The organism is Paenibacillus tyrphae (assembly GCF_000722545.1).
Lineage (GTDB): Bacteria > Bacillota > Bacilli > Paenibacillales > NBRC-103111 > Paenibacillus_G > Paenibacillus_G tyrfis.
This window is the reverse complement of record NZ_JNVM01000023.1, coordinates 71,204-90,364: the sequence shown is the minus strand read 5'-3', so window position 1 is coordinate 90,364 and position 19,161 is coordinate 71,204. Positions and strand designations below refer to the sequence as shown.

Here is a 19,161-nt window from a genome sequence, read left to right as displayed (position 1 = left end):
GACCAAGTCACAAAGCAAAGTATACTGGATTCTGCTTGAAAAGGGAAGCGCAAGCAAACAAAAAAAATAGCACTGCACCTAAAGGTGGAGTACTATCTCTTTTGTCTGCAGGAAGATTATTGGCTAATAATCTCTCTTTTTTTGTATTGACCGCAAACTTTGCAAACCCGGTGAGCCAATTTCAATTCACCGCAATTGTCACACTTTACCATGCCCGGTACTTCCAATTTAAAATGAGTACGACGCTTGTCGCGGCGCGTTTTGGATGTTCTCCTTTGAGGTACTGCCATATTTCCCACCTCCTTCAACGAATTCAGCCTGCGTTCCTGGTTACGATCGGTCTTTAAAAAAATCCGCAAGTCCGGCCAAACGCGGGTCCACCTTCTCCGTCTTGCATTCGCAAGCCTTCTCGTTCCGGTTCGTTCCGCACACGGGACACAGTCCTTGACAATTTTCACTGCACAGCGGGATGAACGGCAGCGCCATCAGGACGCTTTCCGCCAAATAGGGCTTCAGCTCGAACCGATCCTCGGAGACATACAGCACGTCTTCCTCGTCCTGGTCCTCATCCTCGGACTCTTCCAGCTCTTGCTCTTCGCCCTTCACAAACGTCTCATGAAACGGAATCGTCAAATGCTGTCCGACCGGGGACAAGCAGCGCGAGCATGATTGCTCCACGTCGATGTCCAGTTCGCCGGTGACTTCGGCCGTGCCGGCCTTGTCCCGAGCTTCCAAACGCACCTGCAGCGGGCCGTACCCGAGCAGACTTCCGGACTTCGGCAGAATGCCTGTCATATCTTCCGTACCTTCGATCCGGATCGTGCCTTTGGATGCCAAATCTTTCAAATGTATTAACATGAGTATCACCCCAAACAAACAAAGATTATTATATCGACTTCGGTTCCGTTTTGTCAACATTTTCAGTTCATGCTATGTTCATGCTATAGTGATTAAACATAATCGTTCATGGCAAAAGAAGCCTGAAACGCTGATCGGGAGGAATCATTGCGCATGTCAACCGTCGGTCTCGTCGTCGAATACAATCCGCTGCATAACGGTCACTACTATCATTTCCAACAATCGAAAAAGGTATCGGGAGCGGACAGCGCGATTTGCATCATGAGCGGGAACTTTCTCCAGCGCGGCGAACCGGCGGTCGTGAACAAATGGGCGCGGGCCGAGATGGCGCTCCACATGGGAGCCGACCTCGTCCTGGAGCTGCCGGTCGCCTATAGCGCCCAGCCGGCGGAATGGTTCACCTTCGGCGCCGTCTCCGCGCTCGACGCTACCGGGCTCGTCGACAGCCTCTGCTTCGGCAGCGAGAGCGGCGACATCGGCTGGCTCGAAGCAACAGCCGATGTCTTGCAGGACGAGCCCGCTTCGCTGCGGGAGCTGCTGCAGCAGGAGCTGAAAGCCGGCGTCCCGTATCCGGCCGCCTACAGCCGCGCCGTAGCACAGCTCGTACCGGGCGCGGACGAAAGCGAGCTCGCCAAGCCGAACAATACGCTCGGGCTGCATTATCTGATCGCCCTGCGGCGGCTTCGCAGCGGCATCCGGCCGCAAACGATTGCAAGGACGAAAGCCGAATACAATCAGACCGACATTACGGACGGTCGCATTGCAAGCGCTACCGCTCTGCGCAAGCTGCTCTTTGAGGAACGCTCCTTGCACACCCTTCGCCCTTATGCGCCTGCGGCGACGCTGGACATTTTAGAGCGGGAATGGCAGGCTGGACGCGCGCCGGTCGATTGGGAGCGCTTTGCGAAGCCCCTGATGCTGCAGCTCATGAATCATGCGGCGGAGCAGCTCGCGGCGTTCCATGAGGTAACGGAAGGGCTGGAGCACCGCATCCGGCAGGCGCTGACCGAGACGGCAGCTCCTGGAGAAGGCTGCGTCGCTTCGCTGCTGGACCGGCTCAAAACAAAGCGCTATACGCGGACCAAGCTGCAGCGCACCTTGCTGCGCATTTTGCTGAATCACACCAAGGAAGAGCTTTCTGCCGAAACGCTCGGCCAAGGCGTGCCGTACCTGCGCGTGCTGGGCTTTCGTCCGAAAGGAAGAGAGCTGCTCCGACGAATGAAAACGACGGCGAAGGTGCCCGTTGTCACCAAAGTAACGGACACGCTTTCGCCGCTGCTCGCGATGGATATTCGCGCTACATCCGTCTATGCGCTCGGATATGAAACGCCTACTCCCCGCGATTGGTTCGCGGATTACTACGAACCGCCGCTCGTTGTGATGGATTGATCCCTAACTTCCCGTTTTCACCGGCAGCTTCGCCAAATAGTCCAAAGCCTCGGCCATCGTGGCCACCGGAACGACGGTCATCTTGGTCCCCAGCTCGTCAGCACGCTTCTTCGCATCCGAATAATTGGGGATCGTCTGCCCGTTCGGGGCTTTATAGTCTGCGGGACTGAAAAAGATTTCGGCGCCCGCTCGGTCGGCCGCTACGATTTTATGCTGAATGCCCCCGATAACGCCGACATGCCCTTCAGGATCGATCTCTCCGGTGCCCGCCACTTTGTAGCCTTTCGTAATATCGCCTGGCGTCAGCTGGTTATAAATTTCCAGCGAAAACATCAGTCCCGCCGACGGCCCGCCAATGTCTCCCGCCTTAATGGTTACCTGCTGCTCTTCCGAGTCGGCCTTCACACTGTGCAATTCCGATAATACGACTCCAAGCCCGACCCGTGAAGCTTCTGCCGGTTGTGCGCTTGGATCGGTGGGCAACGCGGCCAAAGCGATATCTTTCGTCCGGATCACGCCTTTGCGCTTGTAGCTGATCGAGACGCTGTCCCCCGCTTTTTTGCCTGTGACACCGCCTCGCACCTCATCCATCGTTTGGATCGGTTTGTCGCCGATTTTCACGATGGTATCGCCGGCCTGAAGCACCTCATGCGCCGGAACATCCGGATACACCTGCTGGATGACGACGCCGTCCTTGCTGATATGATAAGGAATTTTCAGCCGGTTATACACCGCCTGAATCGCGTCCGCCTGCGAGGTGAGCATAACCACTTCCTGACGCTGCGAATATTCCGCCTCGGTCTCGTTGTTGCGGAGCAGATCCCGCTTTAGGCGCAGCTCTTCGTAGGGTCGGACGTAGGACAGCAAATAACCGAATACGGTTGCATCGGCCACCTGCACCGTAGTCAGCATGAACTTGCCTTTTTCCACTGCAGCCTGCTTGACGTGAACCATCGGATGAATGTTCTCGGCCGTCCCCGGCTTAAAAATATAGAGCGGCAAAGGCATAAAATAAACAACGTACAATAGCGCTATCGCTATAAAAACGGAAAAAACGACGCGTGACGCGCGCTTCATGTGTCGTGCCTCTCCCATTGGCAGCTTTCCCCCCAGCCGTTCACAAATGTTGTATCTCTATAGGTAGCGTACGCCCGTCAGGTCTATTCCATGCGGACAAAGCGTAAACATGTACCACTAACCCAAGCTGGAGTGATGATTCGGATGCAACGGTTACAGGTTCTCTTCTCCCCGCGCTTTACGACGCTGCTGCTCGGCGCCGCGGCGCTTGCTCTCGTCGTCAGCATCATCGCATTTCCCGACGAAGCGTTTCGCTCGTCGCTCCAGGGGCTGCAGCTCTGGTGGAAGCTGGTCTTCCCGGCCCTGCTGCCCTTTCTGATCATCACTGAGCTGCTGCGCGGGATGGGCGTGCTGCACGGACTTGGCGTGCTGCTCGAGCCGCTGCTGCGCCTGATATTCAGGCTCCCGGGAGTCGCCGGCTGGATTGTGGCGCTCGGCTTCACGGCGGGCATGCCGGCCGGTGCCGCAGCTGTGGGCCAGCTTCGTAAGGACGGTACGCTGACCCGCGACGAAGGAGAACGTCTGCTCTCGATCTCTCACCTGCTGAACCCGGTCTTTCTCGTAAGCGTGGTCGGCGTCGGCTTCCTGCAAAGCGCGACCGCCGGACTTGCGCTTGCGGTTATCCATTATGCCTCCACGCTGCTCCTGGCCCTGCTCCACCGTTTTCGCAACGCCCCTGTACCTCATTCACTGCCGAAAACGAAAGCACGGGACATGGGAAGCTCAGGGTGGCTCAGCCGGAGCTTCGAAGCATTTCAAGACGCCCGGACGCGCGACGGCCGGACGTTTGGGAAGCTGCTGGGAGATTCGGTGACGTCAAGCGTTCAGCAGCTTTTTCTGATCGGCGGGTGCATGATGATGTTCTCCGTGCTGCTTCACGCCGTTTCGCTTTCGGGGCTTGTCTCCGCTGCCGCCTCCCTCGCCTCCGCACTTGGCCTGAACCGCGACAACGCTCTGACGCTCGCCCAAGCACTGCTGGCCGGTTTCTTCGAGCCGCATCTCGGGGCGTACGCCTTATCGCAATATACAGAAGCCGCTTCATCGACCTTGCCGTATGCGCTGCTCAGTCTGCTGCTCTCGTGGGGAGGCTTGTCCACGCACGCCCAAGTCAAAAGTTTGACTGCGGTTTCCGACTTGCGCTACCTTCGCTTTCTGCGCTCCCGGCTGGAGCATGGTACGATTGCTTTTGCGCTTACATGCTTAGCTTGGAAGCCGCTCACCGATTCGCTGGGCGGAGAGCAGCCTGTACTTGCGCACTATGCCGCGGTCCGCAGCGGCTGGTCCTTCGAACGCGATAGTCTGTGGCCCTTGATCAGCCCGATGATGCTGCAGTTCGGCACGATGCTGCTTGTCCTGCTCGTGCTCTCGGTATTCGCCGCTTTTCTCTTCCATCGCCGCCGCCATCAGCGGTAAGCCTTGCTTCCGTGCTACAAGCTTCCACTGCCGTATTTGCCGCGCAGCGCCCGCTCCACTTCCGGAGGAACCAGATCGACCACGGGTCCATGGAAACGGGCGATTTCTTTCACAATGCTGGAGCTTAAATACGAGTATTTCGGCGTCGACGTCATAAAGAACGTCTCGATGTCTTCGCACAGCTTGCGGTTGGTGGAGGCCAGCTGCAGCTCGTATTCGAAATCGGAAACCGCGCGCAGTCCTCTGACGATGAGGTGCGCGTTTTTTTGCTTCATATAATTAATGAGCAAATCCCGGAAGCTGTCGATCTCGACGTTCGGCAAGTCTCTGGTCGCCTGCCACAGCAGCTCCGTCCGCTCCTCCACTGAGAACAGCGGATTTTTGCTCGTATTGTTGAGCACGGCGACGATCAGCTTATCGAACACCTTAGCCGCACGATGAATAATATCCAGATGCCCGTTCGTCACGGGGTCAAAGCTGCCAGGATACACGGCTACCCGCAGCCCGGGTTGATCGCCAATCTCGATAATTGGATTCATTGGTACAGTCAGCTCCCTCTATTGTCGAGTTTAAGTCTCTTTACCCTCAGAGCGGGTACGGTAAATCGTAATGGCAGTATCCCCATACTCGGCCCGCCGCAGCCATTCGAGCTCTCCGAAGTCCCCCTCATGGTGGTCCTCCGCGTCATGCTCGACCACGATCCGCGCTCCGTCGGCTAGCATTCCGCCTTGCTGCAGCTCCTCCAGCAGCTCTCCAATCACTTTCAGCTTGTACGGCGGGTCCAAAAACACCAGATCAAAACGCGCTTCCCGCTTGGAAAGCGCTTTGAGAGCGCGCATCGCATCATTTCGGTATACTTCGGCCCGCTCCGTCAACCCGGTCGCCTGAAGATTGTGGCGAATCGTGTCGATGGCTTTTTTGTCCACGTCCGTGAGCACGGCGCGGTCCATCCCCCGGCTCAACGCTTCGATACTCAGCCCCCCCGTGCCCGCAAACAAATCCAGCACTTGTCCGCCTTCGAAATAAGGGCCGATCATGCTGAATACCGCTTCTTTCACTTTATCTGTCGTGGGCCGGGTCCCCATGCCCGGTACCGCCTTCAGCGGCCGCCCTTTGGCACTTCCCGATATGACTCTCATGCTGTATAGCCTTCTTTCCGCCAACTTAATATTGATATCGTATCATAAACGGAATCTTTTGCACAAAAAATCCAAAAAAATTTTGCCAGCGGATGTATATCTTTCTTCAAAAAGGATCATCCTTATATCATCGACATCCGAAAATGTCGTAGACAACCGCGGAGAAGACTTACGTTCCCCATAAGCTCTTCGTCCGGTTTCTCCTCTCCCATGAAAGGGGCTCGTCGCGAGACGGGCCCCGATTTTATTTTGAATCCCTGGATTGATAAAGATTTGTACAATATACAGTCACTATCTTTATGTTAATAATCGAAGTTACTGACCAATTGATGACGGCCGCCGGGATCGGAACTCTGTTGTCGCCATTGTGCTGATGACGAAATATCGGGACGATGCAAATTGTTGTTAATAGCAGTTGTTTTGTGACGTCCCTGCGGTAGGAGCAATTCCTAGCTGAATGATCCCTGCTGGTCGCAGTCGTCCGTCTTCTAAAACATGAGCAAGCCATCCAGGTTCTGATTTTCTGTAGCTGACAATATCAACCTCTTAATATTCCCAGCAAATGATCTTCACCCATTCCGAGGATTTCCGCCGGCCCAGCTGCTCCCTTTCACTTTTCCGATTATCCCTTCCCATTTTCGCGCCGAGAAAGCTTTGACTAAATCCCTTCCTTCGCCTTTATGGTTATTATTGTTTAATTTTACCTTATAAGGTATATTATTCTCGTAATTCAAATTTTTTTAGTTAGGAGTTGGAAGTGTGAAAAAACTAGTCTTTACTTCTCTAATTGCGACCCTTTCTTTAACTATGATGGCAGGTGGGGCATATGCTTCTGAAAGCAACTTCGAAACAGCCCCCAAAACAAAACAAATTTCTAGTCAGGCTTACTGGTCATACAATTGGCAAGTAAGTGTTGGATGGGAAGAAGATCTCTATCGTTACTCTAACGGTGGCGTTAGTTTTGCCGTTATGGGTGGGGATGGTGCTGTATTTGTCTCAAGGGATGGTCATGCTAAAGCTGTATCGACGGGTTCTACACTAATCTATTCTCGTGATGTCTCGGGTGATGTAAGAGCCATATTCAGAATTCAAGTCGTTTAATCTACAAAGAAATCTTGTTGGAACAGGCCAAAGTCTGTTCCAAGTTGTTATGTAAACTTATAATTGAAAATTGATTTCATCTTCTTAATAATATGCGTATTCAAATTACGAGTCCCCTTGTATTTTAAATTGAAGATTGCAACATAAGCATATGTACTATATCGGATTGCTACTGCTTATAATTATTTCGTGCCAATCAGCTGCTTCTAAAGCATCAAAAAAGTTTGTTTTAACGGCCATTTCCTGATAGGTTTTTGCTCATTTGTAGTGGCCCCCCTATCTTGGCACAGCGCTCATGAGCTTGCCCCGAAGCCATCGCGGCAGACAGAGACTGGATGATGCCTTGAACGAATATGAATAATAAAAAACTCCCCTACCGGCCAAAGCTGGTGGGGGTAATGAAAATTAAAAAGGAGCTCTTAAGTACATTGGATTATTTTACCCTTAATTGCTCCGGCCCATATTTTATATTCTACACCTACTTCAGCCTCAAATTCAGATGAATTACTAGTTACGTACTCATTTACTACCTCGTTTTTACCTTTAAGGACCCGTACCCAGTATTGTTCCGCACCACTGACTCCTGTGCTTTTCCTTCGGATTGAACCTGCTTAACAACGCCACAAATTCGGTAAGAAAAGAAAGAAAAAAATCCCCGCCAGCCTAAGCCAGCGGGATTCACTATATTATTTCGTATCAGGTGTGTACTCGTTCACTTCATATGTGAGAATCTTATTGAAGATCACATAATCTTTTCTGCTTTTAAATGGTCCTTTATTGTTGTCGTGCTTATCAATTGCATAGGAGGCCGGACCGGTTCCAGCAGCTTTACCTTCATACCAGGTGATGAAAGCATTTACTTCTACCATTGAGAGATCGAATTCTTTCTCAAGACCGGTATCCAAAGTAACTGTCAGAATAGCTCTGCCGTTGACAGGCGGTTCTAGTGGAGTTGCTGAGGCTTCATTTGAATTTGAACTTTCCACCCCATTGAATACAGATGATACTACATAATAATAGGTTTTACCGTTTTGTACATCGTTGTCCGTAAAAGTCGTCCCGTATACGTTTTTTTCCACTGTTGTATATGGACCACCAGCAGTAGTGGCACGTTTTATGTTATACCTAGCTTCTTTGAGTTCGGAATTCCATAAAAGTATGACTTGTTTGTTTCCACCTGTTGCTACTAAATTCTTTGGATTTTTCACATCTATTAAATACCCTGTATCGTCAATATCAAGAGCATCAATCGAAAAATAATTACTCGTCGTATATTTATCAATATTGGGCTTAATCGTAACAATATGTTCTCCTAGATTAAGTCCAGTTTTTTCGTATACAAGTCTCTGCCATAATGTTGTTGAAGAATAAGTTGAATATACTTCTGATACACCATCTATTGTTATTGTCATTCCATCACGAGCTCGATTATCAGCCAAAACATCAATAATTCTTAACTTTGTACCATAAAATTTAAACATAATATATTTGTTTTCAAATGGAGATTCAGCATACGTGTGAGATCCATTGAAAGGGTTACTGTTTGTCCATACTTTACCACCAGGAAATAATATCTTGCTGTCTGAATTATCATATCTTGTCCATCCAGCTTCTGGTGTTTTGAGTTCTTGCCCTACTGTTACTGCAGCAAATGCAGAAGAAAAAGGTACTAAAAGCATAATTGCCACAAAAAATGTGAAAATAATCTTTTTCAACATAATCTCTCCTTTATATGTCTAATACGGATACAATCATATATTTAATGTCATATCTTGTCTAAACAAATGATGGAATAATATGTAAATTATGAGTGCTAGAAGAAAAAAAATGGGGGAGTAGTTTTCCCACGCCAGTTAGCAGGGACTCTTTTTGTCATTAGATATTCAAGCAAATTTCCTACTAGTCGTTGAATCTTAATCCCCCCTAGTCTAATCAAAGGTCATCTTATGAAAGTACAGCAGTTCTTCCGCATCCCCAAAAAATAGCAAATAAACAATGTAAGCAATGTCTCTGTTATTCGCTGCTTCTTTCTTTGTCTGGTTTATACTCAAGTTTTGAACGAATCTATGAGGAATTAAAACCGCGATAAATATAGGCATTGGTCCAACCCGAAGAATGCCCTCCTACATATATTGCATTAGCCTACTTTTGAAAAGGAGTGAAATCGAATGGCGTTTATGCCTCCATTTGGACCACCGCCTGGAACGACTGCACAACAGGGACCTACACTCCCTCCTCCACCTTTTGAACCCCAAATTTCTGCTTTTGCTGTTGACCCCCGAGCTATTTCCCGTTGCTTGTTTCGAAACACTTTTGTTTGGCTTACAAATGGGAACCGTTTTTGGTTTTTTCCAACCTTTGTCGGGCGCGTTTCAGTTACAGGTTATAGGTGGACCGGTAGATTTTGGGTGATCTTTGGAATTAGTCTAAGAGAAATTAGCTCATTTACATGCTTTTAAATTTACTCTCAGCTCCCTCCTTCGCAGCAGCAGCAATGCAATAATGAATTGCCGGCGGGCATGACATCTTCGCTGCTGCTGCCGTGCCTTCCTTACGTTCAGCTCCCGTGTCAGGTCACGCGGGAGCCTTGCGCGGCGGATGGAATGGAATGATCGGACAACTGCGACACAGGAAAAGATCGGTTTTATAAAGGGAGACCAAATGAGGTTAGCATTTTGGAATGAAGCATTGCGAGCGGGTAAAGAAAGGGGGAACGGACGCGGCACGGCGATACATACGGCATAAGGCATAGAAACATTTTCGAAAGTACGTACGACCGATTTATGACGCAATTGCCTTTGCAACAAAGTGAAAGAGTCCCTCGCCAGTTCAATTGACTAGCCGGGACTCTTTAAATTTTAATCAAAAAAAATTGTCGCTCATTTCTTTGCAGTCTTTTTCTCGATCGGCTTAAAACCTTTCGTATCGTTCCACATCTTCTCGAATTCATCTGTAAATGTTTTTCCAGCTCCTTCTTCCCGGATCACGACCAGGACCTCATCGTTCGTTGTACTTGCTGCCTTGGAGTAGTTATATGAGCCGGTGGTTACGACCTTCTTATCTGCGATCGTCACTTTCAAGTGCATCAGGCCACTGTGGCTGTTGATCTTCATCGGAATCCCTGCACTGCCAAGGATCTTCAAAGCCTCTCCCTGCGCCTTCCCTTCGGATTGGGTCTTGTCCGTAATCACACGCACTGCTACGCCGCGTTTCTTAGCGTCCCGGATAGCTGCTACAATATCCGGATGCGTGATGCTGTGGATCGCAACATCCAGTGTCTCCTTTGCCGAGCTAATGACATCGATCAGAATCTTTTCAGGGTGCTGATCCGCTTTCGTAAAAGCAAACTCTGCATTCGTGGTTACTTGCTGTTTAGCTGTTTCTTTTGGTATATCTTGCGGTGCTGTAGCCGGCGCGGTATTCTGCTCAGGGGCCGCATTTACTTTTGGAGGTTCTGCTTGCGTACAACCTGCATTCATGATCATTATTACCAAGGCGAGGAGTCCGAGATACTTTTTCATAATCTATCTCCCTTCCATTTTCCCCCATGATAGCATGAATAATAATACCTCCACAAATTCGACAAGAAAAGAAAAAATTCACTCTAGCCAGCGGGGATTCATTATATTATTTTGATGCAGCAGACAGATCGTCTCCAATATCGATCGTGAAGCGAAAGGATGCGCCCGATATAACGGAGGATAACGGCAATTGTCTAGTCTATTTATTGTTTCCATTCAATCCGCAAACTCAACTTGAAATGTTCACGATTGTATTGAAGCCTAAAGGCAGCTATGTTTCTACGCCGCACAATGAGGGTGTCCAAGAGTACATTACGGTTATTTCAGGGGAATTTAAAATCAGCATTAGGGATGACACGTATACTCTGCTTGCAGGAGAAGCCATACGGTTTACTGGAAACGTTTCGCACAAATATTGGAATGACACGGACGAAGATGTTATCCAGCAAGTGGTTATGCATTATCTGGAAACATAATACCGATATGTGATCACGATGTGACAAGGAAGTGCTGCCATGGTTGAAAAGGTATTTTGGACAAATCCATACCTAACCGAACTGAATACTCGCGTCACCAGCGCAAATGGCGATGACATTACCGTGGAACAAACTATCTTTTATGCTTTCTCTGGCGGCCAGGAAAGCGATAGTGGAATGATTGGCGGGTTTTCAGTACAACAAGCAAGGAAAGACGGACAAGAAATCATTTATACCCTGGAAGAAGGGCATGGCTTGAAAGTCGGCCATCAAGTGATAATGACCATTGATTGGAATCGCCGTTACAGACTGATGCGGCTTCATTTTGCAGCGGAGGTTATATTAGAACTGGCCTATAAGTATTTGGAGGGTATCGAAAAAATAGGCGCTCATATTGCTCAAGATAAAGCCCGAATCGATTTCCTGTGGCATGAGAACATTTCAAACTCTTTCCCTTTCATCGAGAAAGAATCCCGAAAAATCATCGAGGCCAATCTCGACATCGTTAGCGCGTTCAGTGACGAAGAAAATGGGAGAAGGTATTGGGAAGTCAATGGTTTTTCACGGGTTCCTTGCGGCGGAACACATTTGAAAAAAACCGGCGAAGTGGGAGAAATCAAACTAAAACGCAATAATATCGGGAAAGGAAAAGAACGAATCGAAATCTATATAAGCGAATAGCGCACAGCTTTGACCAACCAAAAAGCTCAAGAAACTTCGTATCGTCGAGTTTCCTGAGCTTTTTTCTATTGTACCTTTTGTCAGAGAATTTGCTGGATCTGGTCCAGAGGTCTTAACAAATTCTTTTTCATGAGATGTGCGGCCTCTTCGGAATCATGCGCTTCCAGGGCGCGGATAATTTCCCGGTGTTCCTGGGCAGCGGCTTGCGATTCTCCAAGCGGCCGTTTTAGAAAAATGTACTTATATCTTCGGATATGCATTTGCAGGGAAGAACTGAAAGAAACGATATACGGATTGTCGGAAATATCAACGATCATGTTATGAAACTTCTCGTCGCACTCGACCGCCTGATATAAATCATTGTCTTCAACGTACTTCGCGAAGGAGTCGTTTAATTCATGCAATTGCTGAACCTGCTCCGGCTGAATCAGTCGGGCGGCGGTTTCGGCAGCCAGTGCATGCAGGGCGGCAAGGGTCGGGTACAATTTTAAAATATTCGCTTTGTCGATCGTCGTTACCCTCGTATCTTTGCCGGGGAACATTTGGACGAGCCCCTGCATTTCAAGGATCTGCAGAGCCTCTCTTACAGGCGTTCTGCTCACACCGAGAGCTGCGGCGATTTCCGCATCGTTTAATTTTTCATCCGGCTGCATCGTTCCTTCGATGATCCATTTCTGGAGTTGAGTCAAAGTTTTATCTTTTGCGGACAAACGAACGGGTGTTAAATAGTCCTTTGGAATAGGCATCGGAGTCTCACCTCATGGCACGCAATATTTCGATATTTAATATATCGCAATTCGCCCGAGCAATGCAAATCGAATTTTCCCCATACCATTACGGGAAAAATGTTTGGAAAGAAAGAGTTGACACATTATAGACAAGACATTAATATGTGATATATCGCATATGTATATTGATCTGAAGGGTTAAATTCCCCTTCTTGGTCAGGAAAGGGGTTGGCTAATAAATTTGTATTGATAATAATAATCATTATCGATTAATGGATTTGCGGAAGGAGGATAGCCGGGGCTTCACGATAAAATGAAGTGTTCTTGATATGCATCTGAAACATAGAAACTAGTGGGGAGAAAACGACATGTCAACCAAAACGAATACGATTCATCCCTCGTCCGATGCGATGAAAACCATCTATCCCATTTTATTGATCATTAGCATGGTTCATTTGCTGAACGATACGATTCAGTTCATCGTTCCGTCTCTTTTTCCGATTCTGAAAGATTCGCTATCGCTCAACTTCTCGCAGATCGGTCTTATTTCGCTGATGATTAATTTGACTGCGGCGGTCATGCAGCCGGCTATCGGGATCTATACCGACAATCGGCCCAAGCCTAAAATGCTGCCCGTCGGCATGCTCTTTACGCTGATCGGGGTCGTTACTTTGGCTTATGCCGCTCATTTCTGGGTCGTGATGCTGGCCGTTATGCTGATCGGACTTGGCTCGGCCGTATTTCATCCGGAGTCGGCCCGTGTTTCCTTCATCGCCGCTGGTGCGAAGAAAGGCACGGCATCGTCGATTTTTCAGTTCGGCGGCTTTATCGGGCAAGCTATTGCTCCTGTCATCACCGCATTCCTATTTGTGCGCACGGGGCAGCAAGGCGTGGTCTGGCTGGCCATTCTGGTTTGCATCGGATTCATCGCACAGTTTTATGTCGCCAGCTGGTATGGAAGGCGGTTGTCTTCTGCGAAGAAGACGGATGCTCCCCGGGAAACCGGTCCGATGGTTCAAACCGTTTCAAAAGGGTACGTCATCCTCGCTATTACCATTCTCATGATTCTTGTTTTTTCCAAAAATTTATATGTCGCCGCCATCAGCAGCTACTACGCTTTTTTTGCTATCGATCGTTTTGGAGTTTCCATGGCTCAGGCGCAAATTATTTTATTTGTTTTTCTGGCAGCGAACGTAATCGGGCTGATGCTCGGCGGTTTACTGGCCGATCGTTTTAGCAAGCTCAGCTTGATTTGGTTCTCTATTTTGGGAACGGCTCCCTTCTCACTGCTGCTTCCGTATTCGAACCTGACCTTTTCCGTGATCTGGATTTTTATGGCGGGCATGATTTTGGCCTCCTCTTTCTCCGTCATCATGGTCTATGCGAATGACCTGCTGCCAGGAAAAGTTGGACTGGTTTCCGGGATTTTCTTCGGACTGGCTTTTGGCTTAGGGGGAATTGGTTCGGCCATCTTGGGCAATCTTGCCGATTCGACCAGCATTGATTTCGTGATTTATTGCTGCGCCTACCTTCCATTGATCGGATTGTTGACGATCTTTCTTCCTTCCGATAAAAAAATGCGAGCTTCGGCTCGTGAGGCCGGCAAGTCATCGATCGCTTAGCGGACCGTTTTTATAGACGAAAAGCCCAAGGATCAATCCCTTGGGCTCTCCACTTTCATGATATCCATATAAGGAACTTTCAGCGTATCGCCGTAACACGCTATATGTACCAGCCGGGTTCGCGGGTCCATGTTGGTAATTCGTCCCCGCACCTGCTCGTCCATTCCCCATACGGTCAAAAAAATCTCAGCTCCCTCTTCTTGAGCCTCGAACAATTGGGTACCCAGTTCCTCCAATTCAAATTCGTCTCTTGCCAGGCGTTGCGCAGCGTGTTTCTTGCTTAACGTCGGTAAGCCTATCATAATTTCCATCTCCTCTTCGAATTCTTCTTCCGTCTACTGCGGTACCCTTTGTTCCAAGCCTTGTATGACCCGAAGCTCATCCCTACGAACTTCTACGTAACCATCCTTGACGAGACACAATACAATTTTTCGAAGTTGCTCTACCGTGCCGCCGGATAACCACGAAATCCTTTTGACATCAGGCCTCACCCAAGCGGTTTTGTATAGATTCCATAAGATTCGAAGCACTTTCTTTTCAACATCTGTCATCAACGAATTCCACCCCAATCACGTCTGCGAGCTCATTAGCTGCCGTTTACGTCATAATTCTACTTTTATGATTTGATTTCGCCGGTCTGCCGGACCGGCTTTGCGTCAGCTCATGATACCCTCGATGACACGGAAACCTGCTTCACAGCCAAAATATTTTCGATCCGAATCATTCGCAGTGCCTGCCGTTGATGGCAAAATGCTTTGACGAGACCATTCTCAACCATCAAGACCTCAATTCTCCGCTGCTTGGTTTTATTGTCGATATCCAAATAAATAACTTCAATGATATGGCCAATGTATCTTTCCATTACGTTCGCCTCCAAATGAGAACATTTGTTTGTATTATATACGAACAAGATGCGAACACGCAATAGTCCATTTGGTTTATACTGGATAATACACCATAATGATGTGCATCGGAGAGGAGAGAACGAGGTTGCGAAACCGAAGCGTGCATAGTAGGAAATGGGTCCCGAGCTGCCCCCTAGCGCAAGTCGGCCTTGTCCAAAACAAAAAAGCGCCCTGTAGGCGCTTTTTGTCTAAATTGTTCCTATATCCTATCAAATCCGGACATCGATTCTCTTGCTATGCAACCCTCCCCCCTGCTCTTGACGGCGGCTTGTGCCCGGTTCCTCCCGCTCTCGGGTCAGCGCATCCGCTTCGTTCAAGCTTTGGTCCCGATTCGGTGCAACGGTCTCGACCCGGGTACCGTCTTCCGCTTTGTCGGTCTCTTCCTTCTTTCGGTCAGTTTTTTGCGCTTCGGCCATCGTTTCCCCGATTTTCCCGTCCATGCTGGAAATTTTGGCTTTTAAAGCCGTTTCTTGCTCCAATTTCGGCTTAAATACCGACTGCTCGGCATTTTCCAGCATTTGTCCTCTCCCGCTGTCGTTAGCCGGTCCTAATTCAAACTGCAGTCTGCCCAGCCTGACTTCCGACTGCAAATTGTTCGCTGCCGTTTCCAGCTTGCCTCGAACCTGAGTCATCTTCTTGAGCTGTCCATGCAAGGAGTCGGCTCGGACAATGTCCTTCATGGAAGAATCGGATGAACGGTCCGGTTTCGGATCTCGGGCTTCCGCGCTTGGCGAAGCGCCGTTTTTACGGTTTTGGGCTTGCTCCATTCGAATCTGCGCGATTTGGGCTTCGATCGTTTGCTGTTCCGTTGTCAAGGACTTCAATCGTTCCTCTTTTATTTTGCTATCCAGCTCTTGACTTGCCTTCACTTTGGCCTGTTCTTCTTCAATTCGGCCTTTTTGCTTTAGCAAAGCTTGGATTCGCCTATCATATTCGGACATGAGGCTTGTTGTGGATGGTTTAGGCTGAGCTCTGCCGGCGGCACTGGAAATCTGCGTCATTTTAACATCTCCTATATAAGTTATCCAATAATCTCCTTATTTACATTTATCGGTGCGGAACTTCTTTTTGTTAACAATGTTTCGCTAAATTGAAAAAGGATAGCCCGTCAGAGGTTGACTCTGACAAACTATCCCTGTTAAGAAATCTTGTCCGATTACTTCAGCAACCACAACGAAGCTGCGTTGGACGGCTCCCAGCCGACCAGCGAGGTGTGGGCCTGACGGCACTCGTACGTTTTGCCGTTGTACGTGACAAGCGTGCCTACCGTATACGCCACATTCGGCGCCCATGCGGAAACCGCCGGACCGGAAGCCGTCTTGGCATTTACGGCGTTGCTGTCGGCCGATACGTTACCGGCGGCGTCAATTGCGCGAACCGTAAACGTATAGGACGTATCTGGCGTCAGCCCTGTAACCATATATTCGAGCGTCGTCCCCGAAACCGTAGTTACTAAAGTGGTTCCGTTATATACCCGGTAGCCCGTTACCCCAACATTATCCGTCGATGCACTCCACATCAGATGAACGCTGGAGGAAGTCGGAGTACCCATCACATGCAAGCCGGTCGGAGCCGTAGGCGGCTCATTGTCCACAGGTACGGCCGGAGTTGTAATCGTGACGGCGTTGCTTGCACCGGAGATGTTGCCTGCGGCATCCTCGGCGCGAACCGTAAACGTATAGGACGTATTCGAGGTCAGCCCTGTGACGTTGTAATTTAAAGTCGAGCCGGAGACGGCGGCTATCTGCGTCGAGCCGTTATAAATTTTGTACCCGGACACTCCGACGTTATCACTCGATGCGTTCCATGCCAGCGATACGCTCGTGGCTGTAAGGTTGGAAGCGCTTAAGCCCGTCGGTGCGGTAGGAGGTTCATTATCCGAAGGATCTCCTCCGAAGTTCACGTCGATGACATTATAGAACGCATTGGCCGTGTCGGCAATTTCCCAAACAGCCAGAATGACTTGATATCCGGTCCGGCTAGGAACGTTGCACGTATCGGAATACGTCGTAGGAGGAATCTTTCCGCCGTAATTTACCGAGCAGAACGGCGTGAGGTCGAACGATGCCCGGCTGAGCGGGGCGTTCTGATCCCAGTTTTGCTTCGTAATGTAATACTTCCAGCTGGATGTCGCATGAGCGACTTTAAGAAACCATGAAAACGTTTTCGTTCCTGCCGTCATCGGTACCTTACTCCAACGTGTAGCCGATTGCTGGTCAAGCTCCGAAAATCTCCCCACTGCGGCGCTGGCGATTTTGCCGTCGGCAGGCCCGGCCTGCGGAAACCCTTTCAGTCCTTCCAGGCTGTACGGTTCGTAAATAATCTCTCCGCAGTTCTTGTTTTGCCCCAGACTGCACAAATAGGCGCGGCTGCCGGGCGAATCGACATGACCATGGGCAAAAGCCTGGTTCGAGAACAGCAGCATGACTACGGCCATTAGCAGCATCATGCCGCTGGCAACGAGCAGTTTGAATAGAGAATGGTGTGGTAAACGAAGCTGTATCATATATTGTTACCTCCTTATTTTTGGAGTCGGTAAGGATACTAAAGACACTACGATTATTTATTACCCTCGCAATCGTTCACAATCGTCAGTTCGATCAAACCTTCTTGAAATATAGCTGTGAACCCGTATGTGGAAGCTCTTGTAAGTATTTCCTATCCTCCTTTCTATCCTATGTTTTATATAAACTCGATTACTTCAGCAACCACAACGAAGCTGCGTTGGACGGCTCCCAGCCGACCAGCGAGGTGTGGGCCTGACGGCACTCGTACGTTTTGCCGTTGTACGTGACAAGCGTGCCTACCGTATACGCCACATTCGGCGCCCATGCGGAAACCGCCGGACCGGAAGCCGTCTTGGCATTTACGGCGTTGCTGTCGGCCGATACGTTACCGGCGGCGTCAATTGCGCGAACCGTAAACGTATAGGACGTATCTGGCGTCAGCCCAGTAACCATATATTCGAGCGTCGTCCCCGAAACCGTCGTTACTAAAGTGGTTCCATTATATACCCGGTAGCCTGTTACCCCGACATTATCCGTCGATGCACTCCACATCAGATGAACGCTGGAGGAAGTCGGAGTGCCCATCACATGCAAGCCGGTCGGAGCCGTAGGCGGCTCATTGTCTACAGGTACGGCCGGAGTCGTCACCGTGACGGCGTTGCTTGCACCGGAGACGTTGCCTGCGGCATCCTCGGCGCGAACCGTAAACGTATAGGACGTATTCGAGGTCAACCCTGTGACGTTGTAATTTAAAGTCGAGCCGGAGACGGCGGCAATCTGCGTCGAGCCGTTATAAATTTTGTAGCCGGACACTCCGACGTTATCACTCGATGCGTTCCATGCCAGCGATACGCTCGTGGCTGTAAGGTTGGAAGCGCTTAAGCCCGTCGGTGCGGTAGGAGGTTGAGTATCCGAAGGATCTCCTCCGAAGTTTACGTCGATGACATTATAGAACGCATTGGCCGTGTCGGCAATTTCCCAAACAGCCAGAATGACTTGATATCCGGTCCGGCTAGGAACGTTGCACGTATCGGAATACGTGAAAGGAGGCTGCTTTCCGCCGTAATTTACGGAGCAGAACGGCGTGAGGTCGAACGAGGCCCGGCTAAGCGGGGCGTTCTGATCCCAGTTTTGTTTCGTCATGTAATACTTCCAGGTGGATGTCGCATGAGCGGCAGTCAGCTTCCATGTAAACGTTTTCGTTCCTGCCGTCATTGGTACCTTACTCCAACGTGTAGCGGATTGCTGGTCAAGCTCCGGAAAAGCTCCGGCTGCGCTGGCGATTTTGCCGTCTGCAGGCCCGGCTTGCGGAAATCCTTTCGGCGCTTCCAGACTTTGCGGCTCATAAATAATCGCTCCGCAGTTCTTATTTTGCCCCAGCTTGCACAAAGAGGCGCGGCTTCCCGGCGAATCGATATAACCATGGGCAAAAGCCCGGTCCGAGAACAACAGCATGATAACGGCCATCAACAGCATCATGCCGCTGGCAACGAGCAGTTTGGATAGGGAATGGTGGGGTAAACGAAGCTGTATCATATATGTTACCTCCTTATTTTTGGGGTCGGTAAGGATACTACGATCAGGCATTATCCTTTCAATCGTTCGCAATTATCCGTTCGATTCAAACCTCCTCTCCACCTAAAATATAGCTGTGATCCCATTGTGTAATTTCTTGCGAGTATTGCCTATCCTCCTTTCTATCCCATGTTTTTATATAAACTCGTAACGAGTCTATATATGCCGA

At 49.5% G+C, this 19,161-nt stretch carries 19 protein-coding genes; 6 read left to right on the top strand and 13 right to left on the bottom strand.

The window, feature by feature from the left end:
• Positions 1–116 precede the first annotated feature (116 nt).
• On the bottom strand, positions 117–290 hold the full coding sequence (gene rpmF, locus ET33_RS37765) for a 50S ribosomal protein L32 (RefSeq protein ID WP_010501119.1): 174 nt from the start codon (positions 288–290) through the stop codon (positions 117–119).
• Positions 291–330: 40 nt separating this feature from the next.
• Positions 331–858 carry a YceD family protein gene (locus tag ET33_RS25940; RefSeq protein WP_036689010.1) on the bottom strand — a complete coding sequence of 176 codons (528 nt, stop codon included), beginning with the start codon at positions 856–858 and terminating at the stop codon, positions 331–333.
• A 153-nt stretch (positions 859–1,011) separates the two neighbouring features.
• Between ET33_RS25940 and ET33_RS25935 the strand changes: the two genes are divergently transcribed.
• Entirely contained in the window at positions 1,012–2,247 is a 1,236-nt protein-coding gene (locus ET33_RS25935; protein WP_036689008.1) for a nucleotidyltransferase, read from the top strand.
• Between the two features lie 3 nt (positions 2,248–2,250).
• Here ET33_RS25935 and ET33_RS25930 read toward each other — a convergent pair whose 3' ends face one another.
• On the bottom strand, positions 2,251–3,324 hold the full coding sequence (locus tag ET33_RS25930) for a SepM family pheromone-processing serine protease (protein WP_235206818.1): 1,074 nt from the start codon (positions 3,322–3,324) through the stop codon (positions 2,251–2,253).
• A 144-nt stretch (positions 3,325–3,468) separates the two neighbouring features.
• Between ET33_RS25930 and ET33_RS25925 the strand changes: the two genes are divergently transcribed.
• Positions 3,469–4,737, top strand: coding sequence for a nucleoside recognition domain-containing protein (locus ET33_RS25925; RefSeq protein WP_036689004.1), 1,269 nt, complete (start codon positions 3,469–3,471; stop codon positions 4,735–4,737).
• 14 nt (positions 4,738–4,751) lie between these two features.
• Here the strand turns inward: ET33_RS25925 and coaD are convergent, their stop codons facing one another.
• Together coaD and rsmD are read right to left on the bottom strand one after the other, a co-directional pair.
• A complete protein-coding gene (coaD, locus tag ET33_RS25920) occupies positions 4,752–5,276 on the bottom strand; it encodes a pantetheine-phosphate adenylyltransferase (RefSeq protein WP_036689001.1) in 525 nt (174 codons plus the stop codon).
• Positions 5,277–5,306: 30 nt separating this feature from the next.
• Positions 5,307–5,876 carry a 16S rRNA (guanine(966)-N(2))-methyltransferase RsmD gene (gene rsmD / locus ET33_RS25915; protein ID WP_036688998.1) on the bottom strand — a complete coding sequence of 190 codons (570 nt, stop codon included), beginning with the start codon at positions 5,874–5,876 and terminating at the stop codon, positions 5,307–5,309.
• Positions 5,877–6,635: 759 nt separating this feature from the next.
• Here rsmD and ET33_RS25910 point away from each other — a divergent pair.
• Positions 6,636–6,977: a hypothetical protein gene (locus ET33_RS25910; RefSeq protein ID WP_036688996.1), complete on the top strand. Its 342-nt coding sequence runs from the start codon at positions 6,636–6,638 to the stop codon at positions 6,975–6,977.
• A gap of 686 nt (positions 6,978–7,663) precedes the next feature.
• Here the strand turns inward: ET33_RS25910 and ET33_RS39925 are convergent.
• Positions 7,664–8,692 carry a fibronectin type III domain-containing protein gene (locus tag ET33_RS39925; RefSeq protein ID WP_235206817.1) on the bottom strand — a complete coding sequence of 343 codons (1,029 nt, stop codon included), beginning with the start codon at positions 8,690–8,692 and terminating at the stop codon, positions 7,664–7,666.
• Positions 8,693–9,856: 1,164 nt separating this feature from the next.
• Positions 9,857–10,498 carry a phospholipase D-like domain-containing protein gene (locus ET33_RS25895; RefSeq protein ID WP_051775607.1) on the bottom strand — a complete coding sequence of 214 codons (642 nt, stop codon included), beginning with the start codon at positions 10,496–10,498 and terminating at the stop codon, positions 9,857–9,859.
• Positions 10,499–10,737: 239 nt separating this feature from the next.
• Here ET33_RS25895 and ET33_RS40680 point away from each other — a divergent pair, with 239 nt between their 5' ends.
• Positions 10,738–10,974 (top strand): cupin domain-containing protein, encoded by a 237-nt coding sequence (locus ET33_RS40680; protein WP_407668117.1) that lies wholly within the window; start codon positions 10,738–10,740, stop codon positions 10,972–10,974.
• Positions 10,975–11,013: 39 nt separating this feature from the next.
• Complete coding sequence (locus ET33_RS25885) at positions 11,014–11,655, top strand: alanine--tRNA ligase-related protein (protein WP_036688988.1); 642 nt, start codon at positions 11,014–11,016, stop codon at positions 11,653–11,655.
• Positions 11,656–11,735: 80 nt separating this feature from the next.
• Here the strand turns inward: ET33_RS25885 and ET33_RS25880 are convergent, their stop codons facing one another.
• Entirely contained in the window at positions 11,736–12,401 is a 666-nt protein-coding gene (locus ET33_RS25880) for a GntR family transcriptional regulator (RefSeq protein WP_036688985.1), read from the bottom strand.
• Positions 12,402–12,751: 350 nt separating this feature from the next.
• Here ET33_RS25880 and ET33_RS25875 point away from each other — a divergent pair, with 350 nt between their 5' ends.
• Positions 12,752–14,005 (top strand): MFS transporter, encoded by a 1,254-nt coding sequence (locus tag ET33_RS25875; protein WP_036688980.1) that lies wholly within the window; start codon positions 12,752–12,754, stop codon positions 14,003–14,005.
• 32 nt (positions 14,006–14,037) lie between these two features.
• On the opposite strand, the gene ET33_RS25870 is transcribed toward ET33_RS25875, so the two are convergent.
• The 5 genes from ET33_RS25870 to ET33_RS25845 form a co-directional block, all read right to left on the bottom strand.
• Positions 14,038–14,307, bottom strand: a complete 270-nt coding sequence (locus ET33_RS25870) for a YolD-like family protein (RefSeq protein ID WP_036688977.1) — start codon at positions 14,305–14,307, stop codon at positions 14,038–14,040.
• A 359-nt stretch (positions 14,308–14,666) separates the two neighbouring features.
• A complete protein-coding gene (locus tag ET33_RS25860) occupies positions 14,667–14,867 on the bottom strand; it encodes a hypothetical protein (protein WP_036688970.1) in 201 nt (66 codons plus the stop codon).
• 252 nt (positions 14,868–15,119) lie between these two features.
• Positions 15,120–15,911: a hypothetical protein gene (locus ET33_RS25855; RefSeq protein ID WP_036688965.1), complete on the bottom strand. Its 792-nt coding sequence runs from the start codon at positions 15,909–15,911 to the stop codon at positions 15,120–15,122.
• 155 nt (positions 15,912–16,066) lie between these two features.
• Positions 16,067–17,416, bottom strand: a complete 1,350-nt coding sequence (locus ET33_RS25850) for a lytic polysaccharide monooxygenase (RefSeq protein ID WP_036688961.1) — start codon at positions 17,414–17,416, stop codon at positions 16,067–16,069.
• Positions 17,417–17,606: 190 nt separating this feature from the next.
• Entirely contained in the window at positions 17,607–18,953 is a 1,347-nt protein-coding gene (locus tag ET33_RS25845) for a lytic polysaccharide monooxygenase (protein ID WP_036688958.1), read from the bottom strand.
• Positions 18,954–19,161 lie beyond the last annotated feature (208 nt).